17 protein-coding genes are annotated in these 16,526 nt (G+C 39.8%); 13 read left to right on the plus strand and 4 right to left on the minus strand.

From position 1 onward, the window contains the following. Nucleotides 1-65 precede the first annotated feature (65 nt). The 7 genes from IGL07_RS00875 to deoD all read left to right on the plus strand — a co-directional run bounded on the left by IGL07_RS00875 (nucleotide 66) and on the right by deoD (nucleotide 7,609). Nucleotides 66-1,634, plus strand: coding sequence for an ABC transporter ATP-binding protein (locus IGL07_RS00875; RefSeq protein WP_002381361.1), 1,569 nt, complete (start codon nucleotides 66-68; stop codon nucleotides 1,632-1,634). After that, a complete protein-coding gene (locus IGL07_RS00880) occupies nucleotides 1,627-2,760 on the plus strand; it encodes an ABC transporter permease (protein ID WP_002356171.1) in 1,134 nt (377 codons plus the stop codon). Before IGL07_RS00875 ends, IGL07_RS00880 begins: the two co-directional genes overlap by 8 nt. Next, nucleotides 2,760-3,713: an ABC transporter permease gene (locus IGL07_RS00885; protein WP_002356172.1), complete on the plus strand. Its 954-nt coding sequence runs from the start codon at nucleotides 2,760-2,762 to the stop codon at nucleotides 3,711-3,713. The genes IGL07_RS00880 and IGL07_RS00885 overlap by 1 nt, the downstream gene beginning before the upstream one ends. 273 nt (nucleotides 3,714-3,986) lie before the next feature. After that, nucleotides 3,987-4,580: a TMEM175 family protein gene (locus IGL07_RS00890; RefSeq protein ID WP_002359336.1), complete on the plus strand. Its 594-nt coding sequence runs from the start codon at nucleotides 3,987-3,989 to the stop codon at nucleotides 4,578-4,580. Nucleotides 4,581-4,881: 301 nt separating this feature from the next. Beyond that, nucleotides 4,882-6,048, plus strand: coding sequence for a phosphopentomutase (deoB, locus tag IGL07_RS00895; protein ID WP_002356179.1), 1,167 nt, complete (start codon nucleotides 4,882-4,884; stop codon nucleotides 6,046-6,048). 16 nt (nucleotides 6,049-6,064) lie between these two features. Beyond that, nucleotides 6,065-6,883 carry a purine-nucleoside phosphorylase gene (locus IGL07_RS00900; protein ID WP_010711904.1) on the plus strand — a complete coding sequence of 273 codons (819 nt, stop codon included), beginning with the start codon at nucleotides 6,065-6,067 and terminating at the stop codon, nucleotides 6,881-6,883. Nucleotides 6,884-6,901: 18 nt separating this feature from the next. Continuing rightward, nucleotides 6,902-7,609: a purine-nucleoside phosphorylase gene (gene deoD / locus IGL07_RS00905; protein WP_002359338.1), complete on the plus strand. Its 708-nt coding sequence runs from the start codon at nucleotides 6,902-6,904 to the stop codon at nucleotides 7,607-7,609. 38 nt (nucleotides 7,610-7,647) lie between these two features. Here deoD and IGL07_RS00910 read toward each other — a convergent pair whose 3' ends face one another. Next, nucleotides 7,648-8,586: an iron-hydroxamate ABC transporter substrate-binding protein gene (locus tag IGL07_RS00910; protein ID WP_002361532.1), complete on the minus strand. Its 939-nt coding sequence runs from the start codon at nucleotides 8,584-8,586 to the stop codon at nucleotides 7,648-7,650. A gap of 230 nt (nucleotides 8,587-8,816) precedes the next feature. Between IGL07_RS00910 and IGL07_RS00915 the strand changes: the two genes are divergently transcribed. From IGL07_RS00915 to IGL07_RS00930, 4 genes are all read left to right on the plus strand, one after another. Further along, the gene (locus tag IGL07_RS00915) at nucleotides 8,817-9,623 is read left to right on the plus strand and encodes an ABC transporter ATP-binding protein (protein WP_002356183.1); all 807 of its coding nucleotides are present in this window, start codon (nucleotides 8,817-8,819) and stop codon (nucleotides 9,621-9,623) included. After that, nucleotides 9,620-10,630: a FecCD family ABC transporter permease gene (locus tag IGL07_RS00920; protein ID WP_010816979.1), complete on the plus strand. Its 1,011-nt coding sequence runs from the start codon at nucleotides 9,620-9,622 to the stop codon at nucleotides 10,628-10,630. The genes IGL07_RS00915 and IGL07_RS00920 overlap by 4 nt, the downstream gene beginning before the upstream one ends. Beyond that, a complete protein-coding gene (locus tag IGL07_RS00925; RefSeq protein WP_010816253.1) occupies nucleotides 10,627-11,631 on the plus strand; it encodes a FecCD family ABC transporter permease in 1,005 nt (334 codons plus the stop codon). The genes IGL07_RS00920 and IGL07_RS00925 overlap by 4 nt, the downstream gene beginning before the upstream one ends. A 113-nt stretch (nucleotides 11,632-11,744) precedes the next feature. Beyond that, entirely contained in the window at nucleotides 11,745-12,947 is a 1,203-nt protein-coding gene (locus IGL07_RS00930; protein WP_025189457.1) for an iron-containing alcohol dehydrogenase, read from the plus strand. Nucleotides 12,948-13,003: 56 nt separating this feature from the next. On the opposite strand, the gene gpmA is transcribed toward IGL07_RS00930, so the two are convergent. The 3 genes from gpmA to rpiA all read right to left on the minus strand — a co-directional run bounded on the left by gpmA (nucleotide 13,004) and on the right by rpiA (nucleotide 15,162). Then, nucleotides 13,004-13,690: a 2,3-diphosphoglycerate-dependent phosphoglycerate mutase gene (gene gpmA, locus IGL07_RS00935; RefSeq protein WP_002359343.1), complete on the minus strand. Its 687-nt coding sequence runs from the start codon at nucleotides 13,688-13,690 to the stop codon at nucleotides 13,004-13,006. A 174-nt stretch (nucleotides 13,691-13,864) separates the two neighbouring features. After that, nucleotides 13,865-14,440 carry a recombinase family protein gene (locus IGL07_RS00940; protein WP_002356188.1) on the minus strand — a complete coding sequence of 192 codons (576 nt, stop codon included), beginning with the start codon at nucleotides 14,438-14,440 and terminating at the stop codon, nucleotides 13,865-13,867. Between the two features lie 41 nt (nucleotides 14,441-14,481). Next, nucleotides 14,482-15,162 (minus strand): ribose-5-phosphate isomerase RpiA, encoded by a 681-nt coding sequence (gene rpiA, locus IGL07_RS00945; protein WP_010816981.1) that lies wholly within the window; start codon nucleotides 15,160-15,162, stop codon nucleotides 14,482-14,484. Between the two features lie 344 nt (nucleotides 15,163-15,506). Between rpiA and rpsL the strand changes: the two genes are divergently transcribed. Both rpsL and rpsG read left to right on the plus strand, forming a co-directional pair. Beyond that, nucleotides 15,507-15,920 (plus strand): 30S ribosomal protein S12, encoded by a 414-nt coding sequence (rpsL, locus tag IGL07_RS00950; protein WP_002356190.1) that lies wholly within the window; start codon nucleotides 15,507-15,509, stop codon nucleotides 15,918-15,920. Between the two features lie 55 nt (nucleotides 15,921-15,975). Beyond that, a complete protein-coding gene (rpsG, locus tag IGL07_RS00955; RefSeq protein WP_002356191.1) occupies nucleotides 15,976-16,446 on the plus strand; it encodes a 30S ribosomal protein S7 in 471 nt (156 codons plus the stop codon). Nucleotides 16,447-16,526 lie beyond the last annotated feature (80 nt).

Raw genomic sequence — 16,526 nt, forward strand, 5'->3', positions numbered from 1 at the left:
AGTTAAGGGTCAAAATTACCCTCTAAAGTATTGCCAATATAATTTTGTTAGGAAGTGAATAGACCTTGTCTCAAGAAGAAAACGTAATTGAGATGCGTAAAATCACCAAAGAATTTGGGACGTTCAAAGCCAACGACCAAATTGATTTACAAGTAAAACCTGGTGAAATCCACGCACTGCTAGGTGAAAATGGTGCAGGCAAGTCGACCTTGATGAATATCTTATCAGGGCTATTGGAACCGACCTCAGGTGAGATTTATATGAATGGCGAAAAAGTCAACATTACAAGTCCTACTGCAGCCAATCGTTTAGGAATCGGAATGGTCCATCAGCATTTTATGTTAGTTGAAGCCTTTACTGTGACTGAAAATATTATCTTAGGTAGTGAACCTACCCATGGCGGTATTTTAGACCGGAAAAAAGCGAAAAAAGAGATTGAAGAAGTGTCTAAGCAATACGGGTTGGATGTAAATCCCAATGCCTATATTCGCGATATTTCTGTGGGTATGCAACAACGGGTTGAAATTTTAAAGACCTTATATCGTGGTGCGAACGTTTTAATTTTTGACGAACCAACCGCAGTATTAACACCACAAGAAATTGATGAATTAATGATTATTTTGAAAGAACTAACCGATGAAGGCAAATCGATCATTTTAATTACACATAAGTTAGATGAAATTAAAAAAGTGGCAGACCGTTGTACGGTCATTCGCCGGGGGCAAAGTATTGGCACCGTCAATGTGAAAGATGTTTCTTCGCAACAGTTAGCCGATATGATGGTGGGCCGTTCTGTTTCCTTCAAAACAGAGAAAAAACCAGCGCAACCGAAAGAAACAATTTTATCAATTAAAGATTTAGTAGTGAAAGAAAGCCGCGGCTTAGATGCAGTGAAAAATCTTAGCTTAGATGTCCGAGCAGGGGAAGTTGTTGGGATTGCGGGGATTGATGGCAATGGACAAACAGAATTAATCCAAGCCTTAGCAGGATTAACCAAAGTCGAAAACGGGTCCATTCATTTGAATGAAAAAGAGATTACTAATCGCAAACCTCGGGAAATTACGGAAATGGGTGTCGCCCACGTTCCTGAAGACCGACATAAATATGGCTTGGTATTAGAGATGACATTGGCTGAAAATATTGGCCTACAAACGTATTACCAAAAACCATACAGTTCAACAGGTATTTTAAACTATCGAATGATTAACAAACACGCCCGTGAATTAATTGAAGAATATGATGTACGGACTCCTAATGAATTAGTACCAGCTCGGGCGCTTTCAGGTGGGAATCAGCAAAAAGCAATTATTGCCCGAGAAGTTGACCGTGATCCAGATTTGTTGATTGTTTCTCAACCAACACGCGGTTTAGATGTCGGAGCCATTGAATACATTCATCGTCGACTAATTGAACAAAGAGATAAAAATAAAGCTGTTTTATTAGTAAGTTTTGAATTAGATGAAATTTTAAATGTTTCTGATCGTATCGCTGTTATTCATGCGGGGGAAATTGTCGGAATTGTTGATCCGAAAGAAACGACAGAAAATGAATTGGGCTTGTTAATGGCTGGCTACTCATTGGAAGAAGCCCGTGCTGAGTTATCAAAAGTAGAGGCAGGTGAAACTGTTGAATAATCGTTCTGAAAAAATAAGAAATATTTTAGTCCCTGTGTTATCTGTTATTATGGGTTTCCTCTTAGGGGCAATTATTATGGTTATCTTTGGCTATGACCCAGTGGCTGGGTATCAAGCGATGTTTGAAACAGCTTTCCAAGGGAAGAAAAGTATTGGTGAGATTTTTGTCACCGCAGCACCGTTGATTTTTACCGCTTTAGGATTCTCAGTGGCAAATTCGGCTGGATTCTTTAATATCGGGCTTTCTGGACAAGCCTTATGTGGTTGGGTGGCTAGTATTTGGGTCGCTTTATCCATGCCTGATGCACCCCGGATGATTGCGTTGCCGGTGGCGATTATTGTTGGCGCGGTTGCAGGAGCTTTAGCAGCAGCCATTCCAGGTTTCTTGCGTGCCTATTTTGGGACGAGTGAAGTTATTGTTACAATTATGTTGAATTATATTTTATTGTACACAGGAAATCATATTGCTAATAATGTCATGAAACCAAGTATTATGGCGAACAAAGGGATCACCAAAATGATTGGTGCGAATGCATCATTACGCTCACCGTTTTTAACAAGTATCAGTGATGGCTCTCGTTTGAACATCGGCATTTTCTTGGCCTTCATTTTCCTTATCCTGGTGTGGTTCTTGATGAAAAAAACAACGCTTGGCTTTGAAATTCGGTCGGTGGGGTTAAACCCATTTGCTTCTGAATATGCTGGAATGAGCAGCAAGCGAACAATTATTTTATCTATGATGATTTCAGGAACGCTAGCTGGCTTAGGTGGTGCGGTCCAAGGATTGGGAACTTTCCAAAACTTCTTTATTCAAAACACATCGTTGAGCATTGGGTTCGATGGTATGGCCGTGTCTCTATTAGGAGCAGGTAGCTCAATCGGGATTTTACTTTCCGCATTACTGTTCGGGATGTTAAAACTTGGTGGACAAGGGATGCCGTTGATAGCTGGTGTACCAACCGAATTAGTTGATGTTGTTATTGCAGCGATTATTTTCTTTGTGGGAATTAGTTATTTAATTCGTTTCTTGTTAGCAAAAGCGTCTGGTAGTAAAAAAGAAGTAGCGATTGTAGAAACAATTGAAGCGGCGCCAGACAAAAACAATCAAGAGGGGGGAGACATCTAATGGATTTAGCAACAATTTCCTCAATCATCACGCAAACATTAGTGTATGCAACTCCGCTCATCTTGACAGCATTAGGCGGAACATTCTCAGAACGAAGTGGTGTGGTTAACGTTGGTTTGGAAGGTATTATGGTAATGGGCGCTTTCAGTTCGGTCGTTTTTAACTTGACGTTTGCTGATACATTTGGCGCGGCGACACCATGGATTGCTTGTTTAGTAGGAGGCGTTGTCGGGATTGTCTTTTCTCTCTTACATGCCGTTGCAACTATTAACTTACGAGCAGATCATATTATCAGTGGTACTGTCATTAACTTGATGGCACCGGCGCTAGGGGTTTTCCTAGTAAAAGTTATTTATCAAAAAGGACAAACAGATATGATTACACAATCATTTGGTTATTTTTCTTTCCCAGGATTGTCAAAAATTCCAGTGATTGGTGAACTATTCTTTGCAAAAACCTCTTTGCCAGCTTTCGTAGCAATTTTGATTGCGATTTTAGCTTGGTTTGTCATTTATAAAACACGTTTTGGCTTACGGTTACGTTCTGTGGGAGAACATCCACAAGCGGCAGATACATTGGGAATTAATGTCTACTTAATGCGTTATTCTGGTGTCTTACTATCCGGCTTCTTAGGCGGTATGGGCGGAGCTGTCTTTGCTCAAAGTATTGCGGGTCGTTTTGGGATTACCACAATTGCAGGACAAGGGTTTATTTCAATGGCCGCAATGATCTTTGGTAAATGGAATCCACTTGGGGCAATGGGCGCAGCCTTATTCTTTGGCTTTGCACAAAACTTAAGTATTGCTGGGGAAAACCTACCAATTATTTCAGAAATTCCCAAAGTTTATCTACAAGCAGCACCATACGTATTGACCATTTTAGTCCTAGTTGTGTTCTTCGGAAAATCATCGGGACCAAAAGCGAACGGGAAAAATTACGTCAAAACGAAATAAGAAAAGAAATAGGCCCTCCGTCAAAGCGACGGGGGCCATTTCTTTTCTTAGGATAATCAGTTGAACACAAGCGGCATTAGGCACTGCCTCACTGTAAAAAAGCGAGTTGATAAAGGTAACTTTTCTTTTTTCTTTTAGCTGTTCTTTACAATTCGAAGGAAGTGTCGAAATTTTGAAAAAACCAAACAGGTCTAGCAGATTTTTTTCAAAAATCGTTGGTTTTTCTGCTATACTTTTGTTTGTAGTAAGCATAGGAAAAGTGGAGGACGTTCAATGAATAAAACACGTGTAGAAGCATTTAGTGATGCAGTCATCGCCATCATCATGACCATCATGATTTTAGAAATTAAAACTCCTCAAGTGGGTGTTTTGGCAGGTTTGATAGAAAATATCCCATATTTTTTATCGTTTATTGTTAGTTTTATTTTTATCTGTATCGCATGGTACAATCATCATTACATAATGTCCGTAACTCATTGGTTTTCTAAAAAAGCTTTTTGGGCAAATAATTTTTGGTTATTCTCCATGGCCTTCATTCCGGTAGCAACTGCTTGGGTGAGTGAATTTTGGTGGATGCGGGCACCTGTTTATTTTTATCTTGTTGTGTATACGGTTTGGGATTTTGCCTACTTCTTGTTAACAAGGATCATTTATGAAGACAATGCAGTGAAAGATCCACAAGGTGCAGCTAAGTTAAGAAAATCGAAATCTTATAGTAAGGCAACAAAAATCATTCATCTTTGTCTTTTCGCAATCGGATATATCGGCATTTATTTTTATCCGCCCATTGGCATTGGTGTGATTTTATCAGAAGCGGTTATCTGGTATTTAAATGTGCCAAAAGAGGGAGACCGCTTGGAGTGTTAAAAGTTTTGATTGTATAAAGAGTCGTGTTCTTTTTAAGGAGCAGGCTATTCGAAAAAAACAATAAAAAAGTTTCCTAATTACGGTGGGAGACTTTTTTTCTTTCAATTTTTAAGCCCTGCTAAAATCGAAGGAATCATTGAAAATTTTAATGCTCTTTCAGGCAATAATAGCGGATTCATGGTATAATTGAAGAGCTGAGAATAAATAGATTGTTCTGTTTGATTCTCGAGACTATTTAAAAGGCTAGCGTAAAATAATTGTCATTCTTGACGTATTTACGACCTTAGAGGAGGAAGCAAGTGTGTTTAAACGTGTTCATTTAATCGTACTAGATTCAGTCGGTATTGGTGAAGCACCAGATGCTGAAAAATTTGGAGATGTCGGCAGTGATACACTGGGTCATATTGCCAAAGAAGCGGGACTAACCATTCCTCATTTAGAAAAACTTGGATTGGGAACTATTGCTCCTTTAACAGGTGTCAAAGCAGTGGCAGACCACGATGGCTATGCCACCAAATTAGAAGAAATTTCTGTTGGAAAAGATACTATGACCGGTCACTGGGAAATTATGGGCTTGAACATCAAAAAACCTTTTCGGGTATTCCCAAACGGCTTTCCTGAAGAATTACTGAAACAAATTGAAGATTTTTCTGGGCGAAAAGTTGTTTGTAACAAACCATATAGCGGGACAGCAGTCATTGATGATTATGGCGAACATCAAATGAAAACAGGGGATCTAATTGTTTATACTTCAGCAGACCCTGTTTTACAAATTGCGGCGCATGAAGACATTATTCCATTAGAAGAATTGTATAAAATTTGTCAATATGTTCGTGACATTACGAAAGACGAACCTTATATGATTGGTCGGATTATCGCTCGCCCGTATGTTGGTGAACCAGGTAATTTCACTCGAACCAGTAACCGTCATGACTATGCTTTAGATCCTTTTGGCCATACTGTTTTAGATTCGTTGAAAGAAAACGGCAATGATGTGATCGCTGTTGGGAAAATTAACGACATCTTTAATGGACAAGGAATTACTGAAGCTATCCGCACGAAGAGCAATATGGATGGGGTGGATCAATTATTAACGGTCATGAACAAAGATTTCACAGGCTTAAGTTTTACTAACTTAGTGGATTTCGATGCGCTGTATGGCCACCGTCGTGATGTGAAGGGCTATGCAAAAGCCATCGAAGATTTTGATGGTCGTTTGCCAGAGATTATGGCAGCTATGGCCGAAGATGATTTGCTTTTAATTACAGCAGATCACGGGAATGACCCAACTTTCCCAGGAACAGACCATACACGTGAATATGTGCCTTTATTGGCTTATAGTAAAAAAATGACAAAACAAGGCAGCTTGCCACAAGGATTTTATTCAGATATTTCAGCAACGATTGCTGAAAACTTTGAAGTTCCTGCAACGGAAAACGGTCAAAGCTTTTTAAATCAATTACAATAATTCGAGGAGGCAACACATGACAACGTTAACGAATCATTTAAACGAAACAACTGAGTTTTTGAAAGAAAAAGGGGTGCAACAAGCAGACTTCGGTCTAATCTTAGGTTCAGGGTTAGGTGAATTAGCTAATGAAATAACCGATGCGATTGCTATTCCTTTCTCTGAAATTCCCCATTTTTCTGTTTCAACAGTCGTTGGACATGCTGGACAATTAGTTTACGGAACGCTTTCTGGAAAAAAAGTTTTGGCGATGCAAGGACGTTTTCATTATTATGAAGGACATTCGATGCAAACGGTCACTTATCCCGTTCGTGTGATGGCTGCTTTAGGCATTCGTTCAATGATTGTAACCAACGCAGCTGGTGGCGTAAATGAAACATATACACCGGGGAATTTGATGTTAATCAATGACCACATTAATTTTACAGGCGATAATCCGTTAATTGGTGAAAATGATGAAGAAATCGGGCCGCGTTTTCCAGATATGAGTCATGCTTACACGCAAGAATATCGGGAAGTGGCAAAAAAAGTGGCTGCGGAACAAAATATTGATTTAAAAGAAGGCGTGTATATGGGCTTTTCTGGCCCGACATATGAAACGCCTGCAGAAATTCGGATGTCACGGACGATGGGTGCGGATGCAGTTGGCATGTCAACTGTTTCGGAGGTCATTGTAGCTGTGCATAGTGGCATGAAAGTACTAGGCATCTCTTGTATTACGAATTTAGCAGCTGGTATGCAAAGTAGCTTAAATCATGCAGAAGTAGTTGAAACAACTGAACGCGTTAAAGGACAATTCAAAGAGTTAGTGAAAGCAACACTAGCAGCTTTATAAAAAAAGGAGTAAACCAGAATGAGTGTGCATATCGAAGCAAAACCAGGTGAAATTGCCGATAAAATTTTACTACCAGGGGATCCCCTCCGAGCAAAATATATTGCGGAAACTTTTTTAGAGAATCCTGTCTGCTATAATCAAGTTCGTGGGATGTTAGGTTACACAGGAACGTATAAGGGACAGCGTGTTTCGGTCCAAGGAACAGGGATGGGGATGCCTTCAGCAGGTATTTATGCCCATGAGTTAATCAACTCTTACGATGTGAAGAAGTTAATTCGTGTTGGTACGTGTGGTTCTATTTCAGAAAAAGTCAACGTTCGTGAATTAGTTATCGCACAAGCAGCAGCGACGCCTTCTTCCGCGATTCGCAATGATTTTCCTAAATATGATTTTCCACAAATTGCGAGCTTTGATCTTTTACTCAAATCTTACGAAATTGCTAAAGCAAAAGGCTTTACTACCCATGTTGGTAACGTATTGTCAGATGATGTTTTTTACAAAGATAGCTTAGATGATGTCTTTCGTTTAGGTCGATACGGGGTATTAGCGATTGAAATGGAAGCGGCAATGTTATATTATTTAGCAGCAAAATTTGATGTAGAAGCATTGGCGATTATGACGGTGAGTGATAGCTTGGTGACAGGCGAAGAAACAACGGCAGAAGAACGCCAAACGACGTTTAATGAAATGATTGAAGTTGGTTTAGAAACGGCAATTGCTAATTAAAAAAATGCTTGGATGAAAACAATCATCCAAGCATTTTTTTAATTTAAGAGCGCTTTTTTTACATCTTCAACAATTTGGGTATTCGCAATAGGTCCGTTGTATAACCAACTACTTTTTTTATCATAGGTATGAACTTGGTTATTTTTCACAGCAGGTAAGTTCTTCCAAATTGCTTCTTGGAAAAGAGGTGCTGATTCATCGCTATTTACAAGGAAAATATGGTCTGCGTCAAGCTCAGCTAATTTTTCTAAAGAAACTTGATTCCAATCCGCAGTAGCATTTTTAGAAATTTCTTCCACTAATTTTGGAACTTGGAGGCCTAAGTCTTGATAGAGCACGGTTCCGCTTGAGCGATTATCGCTAACCATAAAGACTTGGTTGTTGGTTACCCATAAGACTGCCGCAGATTTGCCAGCATCTTTTTTGCCAAGGTCTTCTTGGACGCCTTTGGTTAAGGTATCATAATCTTCTAACACTTTTTTCGCTTGTTCTTTTTTATCTAAAACAGTGGCAATATCTTCCAATTGATCACGCCAGGTGACATTTTCGCCGTTTTTGACTACATAAGTTGGCGCAATTTTACTGTATTCTTTGTATTTACCGCCTTCAACTAGAGCAGATGAACTGATTAATAATAAGTCAGGTTCAAATTTTAGAACCGCTTCATATGGCAAGTCATAGGAAATAGTGGGGACATCTTTCAATTCTTTCGCTAAATAATCTTGAATGCTGCCTTGTCCAACTGTCCATTGTGCCACTGGTTTTTCTCCTAATGCAACTAGATAATCTTCTAAATAACTCGCAATAATCCGTTTGGGTTTCGCGGGGACGGTTACTTTATTGCCTAAGGTATCTGTTACTTCATGTGTTTTGTCAGCGTTGTTGGCTTCTTTATTCGTATTACCACAAGCTGCGAGTAAGAATGAACCAAGAAGAAGGGTGGTACCAATTAGGACCGTCTTTTTTAAAAGTTTCATTGTGTAACTCCTTTATTTTTAGTTGATAACGATTCTCATTATCAGTTAAAAACGACTGTTTGTCAATCATCGCTTGCTTTTTTGAGCAAATAAGTTGCATTTTTTAGATAATTCGTTTTTTTGATTGGAAGAAACATTGCTTTTTAAGGAAGGGTCTTTTATAATCAAGGAACAATGAGTGAGAACGATTCTCAATAAATGTAAAATAACGACAGAAAAATTAAAGAGGAATGGTTATGAATTATTTAGAGGCAGAGGACTTAACTACAGGATATGGTCGTCAAGTGATTAGTGAAGCGCTGAACTGTTCATTTGAAGCGGGAACTATTACAAGTATTATTGGACCAAATGGTTGTGGCAAATCGACCTTGTTAAAAACACTTGCGCGTATTTTGCCAGCTGAGAAAGGCAAGGTGTTCATTAAGAACCAAGAACTTCAACATTTTTCTTCAAAAGAAGTGGCGCAAGAACTAGCGATTTTATCACAAACGCCAGAAAATACAATCGATTTATCTGTTTTTGACCTCGTCTCTTTCGGGCGATATCCTTATCAATCGGGCTGGAAAAGTGTCACCACAGAAGATCAAGAGTACATACAATGGGCATTAGAATTAACAGGCTTAACTGAGTTAGCTAGAGAGTCTGTGGCAATTTTATCAGGTGGACAACGTCAACGGGTTTGGATTGCTATGGCGCTAGTGCAGGATACAGATATTTTAATTTTAGATGAACCGACCACCTATTTGGATCCAGCGCATCAGCTAGAAATTTTAAATGTGTTAAAACGAATTAATCAAGAACATCAGAAAACTATCGTGATGACGATTCATGATATTAATTTAGCTTCTCGTTTTTCTGATCGCGTGATTGCGATGAAAGAGGGAAAGATTATCAATGAGGGAACACCGCAAGAAGTGATTACTGTTACTGGCTTAGCAGATGTTTTCGCTATTCAAGCAGAAATTAGTTATCATAGTCAGACACAGCGGCCACTAGTGCTTTCTTATGAGTTGATGGAAATGGAGCTGGATGGATGAAAGGCATAAGCGGATTTTATAGACACCAATGGCAAGTGTTACTTGTCTGTCTTTTTTTGCTACTGGGGACAATGCTTCTGTCGCTGATGTTTGGTTCGACGTCGGTTTCGATTCAAACGATTATTGAATCTTTTACGCACTTCGATGCGACCAATCAAGCGCATCAAGTCATCCAAACGGTTCGGTTGCCGCGGATTTTAGGCGCCGCTTTTGTGGGAGCAAGTTTAGCGGTGAGTGGTGCGTTAGCGCAAGGGATTACGCAAAACCCATTGGCAGATTCTGGCTTGCTGGGTATCAATGCTGGGGCTGGCTTGGGCTTAGCGCTTGTTTTTGCTTTCCTCCCTCAGGCAAGTTATTGGTGGCTTTTAGTTGTTTCTTTTCTTGGTGCCGGCGTGAGTGTGGCACTGATTTATTATCTTTCTAATCATTCAATTCGAGGAGCAAGCCCCATGCGTCTGACCTTGGTGGGAGCTGGTATTAGTGCCCTTTTTTTATCATTTAGTCAATTCTTAGCCATTCAGTTCAATTTGAGTCAAGAGTTAACGTTTTGGTTTCTTGGCGGTGTCAGCGTTATTTCTTGGGCACAATTAAAAATAGTCGTCCCTATCTTTCTGGGTGCATTTGCATTAGCAATTCTGATTAGTCCGTCGGTGACTATTTTACGGTTTGGCGATGATGCAACAATTGGTTTAGGGCGAAATCCGCAGCGTATTCGGTTGTTCGCCAGTATAACGATTTTGCTTTTATCAGGATTGTCTGTGGCGCTGGTTGGCTCGGTCAGTTTTGTTGGTTTGGTGGTGCCTCATGTGATGCGAACAGTTTCTGGAGAAAATTACCGTCGCTTGATTCCGTTCTCGGCGTTAGGCGGTGCGCTCCTCGTTTTGGTGGCAGATTTAATCGCTCGAATGGTGAATCCGCCTTTTGAAACACCATTTGGGATTATCACGGCCTTAATTGGCATCCCATTCTTTCTTTATTTATTTCGTAAAGGAGGGCAACTAGGATGACACAGAAAAAAGTGTCCCGTTGGGTGGCTGTCTTAATAGTTGGGATTATCCTAACTGCTTGTATCAGTTTAACGCAAGGGGAATTATCTGTTTCCGTCATGGATTTAAAAGCCCTTCTTTTGGGACAGGGAAGTCAGGCCAAACAACTGTTAGTTTGGGATTTTCGGTTACCACGGATTGTGCTAGCGGTCCTTGCGGGCGCGGCTTTAGGCTTAAGTGGCGCTATTCTTCAAGGGATTACTCGGAATCCGTTAGCAGATACTGGGATTTTAGGCATTAATGCGGGTGCGGGTTTGGCAGTGATTTTGTTTATTAGTTTTGTTGAGACGACAAGTATCACGACGTTTGCACTTCCGCTCGTGGCCTTAGTTGGCGGCTTGCTAGCGGCTGTTGGGATTTTAGTAATCGCGTATCATCATCGTTTAGGATTGACGCCAGTTCGAATGGTCTTAGCGGGTGTCATTTTGAGTACGGGTATTTCAGCACTCACCTTATTAATTACATCAAAAATTGACACTGAAAAGTACCGTTTTGTTACAATGTGGCAAGCAGGCAGTATCTGGGGCAGTAATTGGTTCTTTGTGGGCGCTTTATTGCCTTGGCTAGTCATCGGGTTCTTTTTTGCGATGAAGCGTCATCGTCTGTTGGATATTTTACAATTGGGGGACGAAACAGCTATTTCTGTAGGTATTGCTGTGAAAAAAGAACGAATCGTTTCGTTGCTGTTAGCGGTGATGTTGGCGGCTTCAGCGATTTCCGTTACAGGGGGAATTAATTTTTTAGGTTTACTTGCGCCACATATTGCTCGCAAATGTGGTTTTACGCAACAAAAACAGGTATTGCCATTGGCGGCGTTGTTTGGGAGTTTACTTTTATTGGTTAGTGATACGATTGGTCGACTATTGCCTGGCAATGGAGAAATGCCTGCAGGGATTATTGTTGCGATCATCGGTGCGCCTTATTTTCTTTATTTGTTAATCAAAACAAGCGATTCGTTATAAAAAAGAATCAAAAGCTGGGTCAAGCGATCGTTGTGAAAGCAACTGTCATTTGCTCGGCTTTTTTATTGGCGGATTTTTGAAAAAATAGTATGATAAATGCGTAAGAGCATTGAATGGAGGATGAAAGAATGGAAAACTTTAATTTTTATGTACCAACAGACATCCGTTTTGGGAAAGATCGTTTAGACGAATTACCTGCTGTGTTAGATCAATTTGGCAAAAATGTCTTACTTGTTTATGGTGGCGGTAGTATCAAACGTAATGGCTTGTACCAACAAATTACTGATTTGGCCCAAAAAAACGGGCATACATTGATTGAGTTGAGCGGTGTCGAACCAAACCCGCGCATTGAAACCGTTAGAAAAGGAATTGAGTTGTGTAAAGAAAACCAAGTCGATGTTATTTTAGCGGTTGGCGGTGGTTCGACCATTGATTGTTCCAAAGCAATTGCTGCGGGCTTTTATTCGGAAGAAGATATCTGGACAGTTATTGCAGCCAGAAAAGGGTATACTGGTCCTGCTTTACCAATCGTGACCATCTTGACTTTAGCAGCAACAGGTAGTGAAATGAACGCAGGTGCTGTCATTTCTAACTTAGAAACCAATCAAAAATTAGGCTTTGGTGGTCCGAATATGATTCCAAAAGTTTCGTTCTTGGATCCAACGAATACTTTTACGGTTCCTCAAAATCAAACAGCAGCTGGCTCAGCGGATATTTTCAGTCATTTGATTGAAAACTATTTTAGTATTTCGACAGGCACGGACGTCCAAGATTTTGTGTCAGAAGGCTTAATGCGAACGGTTATCAAAAATTGTCCTATTGCTTTAGAAAATCCAGAAGATTATGATGCACGTGCTAATTTAATGTGGGCAAGTAGTTTAGCCTTAAATGGCTTAACAGGGCGCGGCAAACAAGGTGTTTGGTCTTGTCACCCAATGGAACATGAATTAAGTGCGTTTTATGACATTACGCATGGGATTGGCTTAGCAATTTTAACGCCTCGTTGGATGAATTACGTTTTGTCTGAACAAACCGTAGGCAAGTTTGCACAGTTTGCTCGAAATGTTTGGGGAATAGTCGAACAAGAGGAGGAAGTAGCAGCGAAAAAAGGTATTCAAGCATTGTATGATTACTTTGTGGCTTGTGGCATTCCAATGACATTACCAGAAGTTGGCATCGAAGCAGATAAATTTGAAGAAATGGCACGACAAGCTGTGGCCCATAGTGCAATTGCCGAAAAGGCTTATGTGCCATTGGATGCAGCGGATATAGTAGCGATTTATAACGATTGTTTAACCGAAAGTCAATTTATTTAATCCATAAAAAAGCGGTTTGCCTTGGCAAACCGCTTTTGTTAATAAGAAACAAGTTCTTATAAGTAGTATTTTTCTTTCACAGTTAAATCATCGTTTAATTCATAAACTAATGGTTTACCTGTTGGGATTTCAAGATCCATAATATCTTCATCAGAAATGCCTTCGATGTGTTTAGCTAAAGCACGTAATGAATTACCATGAGCCGCTACTAAGACAGTTTTGTTGTCTTTTAAAGCTGGCGCAATTTCATCTTGCCAGAATGGTAATGCACGTTCCAAAGTAACTTTCAAGTTTTCGCCACCAGGAATATCGCGTTGGTCTAACATTGCATAACGACGGTCGTTTGCTGCAGAACCTTCATCTGTTGCTTCCATTAATGGAGGAAGAGTATCGTAAGAACGACGCCAGATATGGACTTGTTCGTCTCCGTATTTTTCAGCAGTTTCTTTTTTGTTTAGTCCTTGTAATTTACCATAGTGACGTTCGTTTAAGCGCCAAGATTTGATTTGAGGTACCCATAATTGATCTGAGTATTCTAGTAAATAGTTACAAGTTTTGATGGCACGAGTTAAAACAGAAGTATAAGCAACGTCGAATTCGATGCCTGCTTCTTTAATTTTACGGCCGCCTTCTTTTGCTTCTTCAACACCTTCAGGTGCTAAATCTACGTCAGCCCATCCAGTAAATTGGTTTAAGGCATTCCATTCGCTAAGTCCATGACGAGAAAAAACTAATTTTGGCATGTATAAGCTCTCCTTTGAGTTTAGTTTTCTGAAAATAAGATTTCCACGTTTATTGTACACCGTTTTGCGTAAGATTTCCAATGGAAAATAGTAAAAAAACGTGAAAGTTGCTGAAAAATTAGAGTGAAATCGAATCAAAAAAGAAGCCCCATCTGAAGGACTTCTTTTTTCTTCTTAGGAATACAGCCGCTCGACATCTGTCTCAGGTAAATTGATGTACTTATAACAAGTGCCCACCGAAACGCCGCATTTATTAGAAATAAATTGGATTGTTTCTTTGTTTTCGTAATATAATGCACGGATTTTGCGGACGGTACGTCCATCAATTTTTGGACGTCCACCTACTTTTCCGTTTTCACGAGCTTTGTGGAGCCCGACGAGTGTTCGTTCTTTAATTAGTGCACATTCCATCGCAGATAAGCTCTCCATTAATTGGAAATAGGCTTCACCTGTTGGAAGGTGAGTATCAATTCCTTCTGAAATGCTGACAAAATCAACTTGTTTTTCCTTTAACATTTTCATAAAGTCTGTTAATTGGCGGGTTGTTTTACCTAAATGGTGCAATTTACAAACAATAAGTGTATCCCCAGCAGAAAGAAGTTTTTCGACTTCGTCTAAGACACTGATCTCCGCTTGAGGATCAAATGTCTCTTGGAAAATATCATCACAACCAAACGATTGGAGAGTGGTTAGTTGATTTTTTAAATCGTCTTCAATAATAGTTGTGCGTGCATAACCAATTCGTTTCATATATTATCCTTCCTATATAAATAATCTTTTTTCACACATTCTTAACGTGCGGGAACATGTAAGGTTTTCGGTCCATCTTCATAACCGACGATTACCATAGAAACCATATTTAAAAATAAGCCGTGTTCAACGACGCCAACCAAGTTGTCTAAATAAGAACCTAAAGCTTCTGGATCTGTAATTTTTTCTAAATGCAAATCGATGATATGGTGGCCTCCATCTGTTATTAATGTTTCGCCAGCAGCGTTTAAACGAAGTGTTGGGTGATAGCCTTTTTCTTCAAATAAATGCACTAGTTGGCAGCTGCCATAAGGGACAACCTCAACTGGAAGTGGGAAAGCCCCTAAATCGTCCACCATTTTTGATTTATCCACAATCCAAATACATTTCTTTGAATAAGTGGCCACAATTTTTTCAAAAAGTAAGGCAGCGCCACCGCCTTTGATTCCTTGAAAATCAGCGCTGATTTCATCGGCGCCATCAATCGTAAGATCCACATACGGAACCTCATCAATACTTTTTAAAGGAATGCCCAAGGCCAAGGCTTGTTTCTCTGTTTCTTTTGAAGTAGTAACCCCTACGATTGACAATCCTTCTTCTTTTACGCGACGACCAATTTCGTCTACCATAAATTTTGCTGTTGAGCCAGTACCCAAACCGACAATCATGCCGTCTTCTACATATTTTGCAGCTTCGATTCCTACCATTTGTTTCAGATTCATCGCTGTTTTCCGCCCCCTTCAATAGTCAAAGATATTGTACCGTTATTTAACTAAAAAAGATAGAAAGTTTTTGAAAAAGTCATAAAAATTTTTAAAGGAAAAGTGCGTTTAAATAGAAGGAAAAGGTTTTTTTCGAAAGGCGAAAGAAGAGGGTTGACAGATGATACTTATCGTGGTATCCTAACAAAGGTGCTTTATCTACAGGTTCCTTATAGGGACGTGCTGACTGTCTATCAAAGCATATTTGATAAAGAGTGCAGAGATTGCATTATTTTTTATCGCGAAAAAAGAACCACCTGGATGTGTGGAACTAGAAGCGAAGTAAGGAAGGAGGAGAACAAGGAATGCCTACAATTAACCAATTAGTACGTAAACCTCGTAAATCTAAAGTAGAAAAATCTGATTCACCAGCCTTAAACAAAGGATATAACAGTTTTAAGAAAACTCAAACAAACGTTAACTCTCCGCAAAAACGTGGAGTTTGTACACGTGTGGGTACGATGACACCTAAAAAACCGAACTCAGCTTTACGTAAATATGCCCGTGTTCGTTTGTCAAACTTAATCGAAGTTACAGCTTATATCCCAGGTATCGGTCACAACTTACAAGAACACAGCGTGGTATTATTACGTGGTGGACGTGTAAAAGACTTACCAGGGGTACGTTACCATATCGTTCGTGGTGCGCTTGATACTGCCGGTGTTAACGACCGTAAACAAAGCCGCTCTAAATACGGTACAAAACGTCCTAAAGCTTAATTATAATAAGACAATAACAACTTGAAAAATCATATTTCGGAAGGAGGAGTTACGGATGCCTCGTAAAGGTCCTGTTGCAAAACGTGATGTTTTACCAGATCCAATTTATAACTCAAAATTAGTAACTCGCTTAATCAACCGTGTAATGGTTGACGGTAAACGCGGGATTGCTGCTAACATTATCTATAATTCATTTGATATCATCAAAGAATCTACAGGTAACGATCCATTGGAAGTTTTTGAACAAGCAATGAAAAACGTTATGCCTGTTCTTGAAGTTAAAGCACGTCGTGTTGGGGGTTCTAACTACCAAGTACCAGTTGAAGTTCGTCCAGAACGTCGTACAACTTTAGGTTTACGTTGGGTAGTTAACTACGCACGTCTACGTGGTGAACACACAATGGAAGAACGTCTAGCGAAAGAAATCATGGATGCTGCTAACAACACTGGCGCTTCTGTTAAAAAACGCGAAGACACACACAAAATGGCAGACGCAAACCGCGCATTTGCTCATTATCGTTGGTAAGATCCTCTCTGTCTGTCGCGTAAAGTGGCAGCAGAAAGTCAATTTACAATCGATTTAAATAAAGAGAGGAGTAAACATAC

Source organism: Enterococcus sp. DIV1368f (genome assembly GCF_051712245.1).
Classification (GTDB): Bacteria; Bacillota; Bacilli; order Lactobacillales; family Enterococcaceae; genus Enterococcus; species Enterococcus faecalis.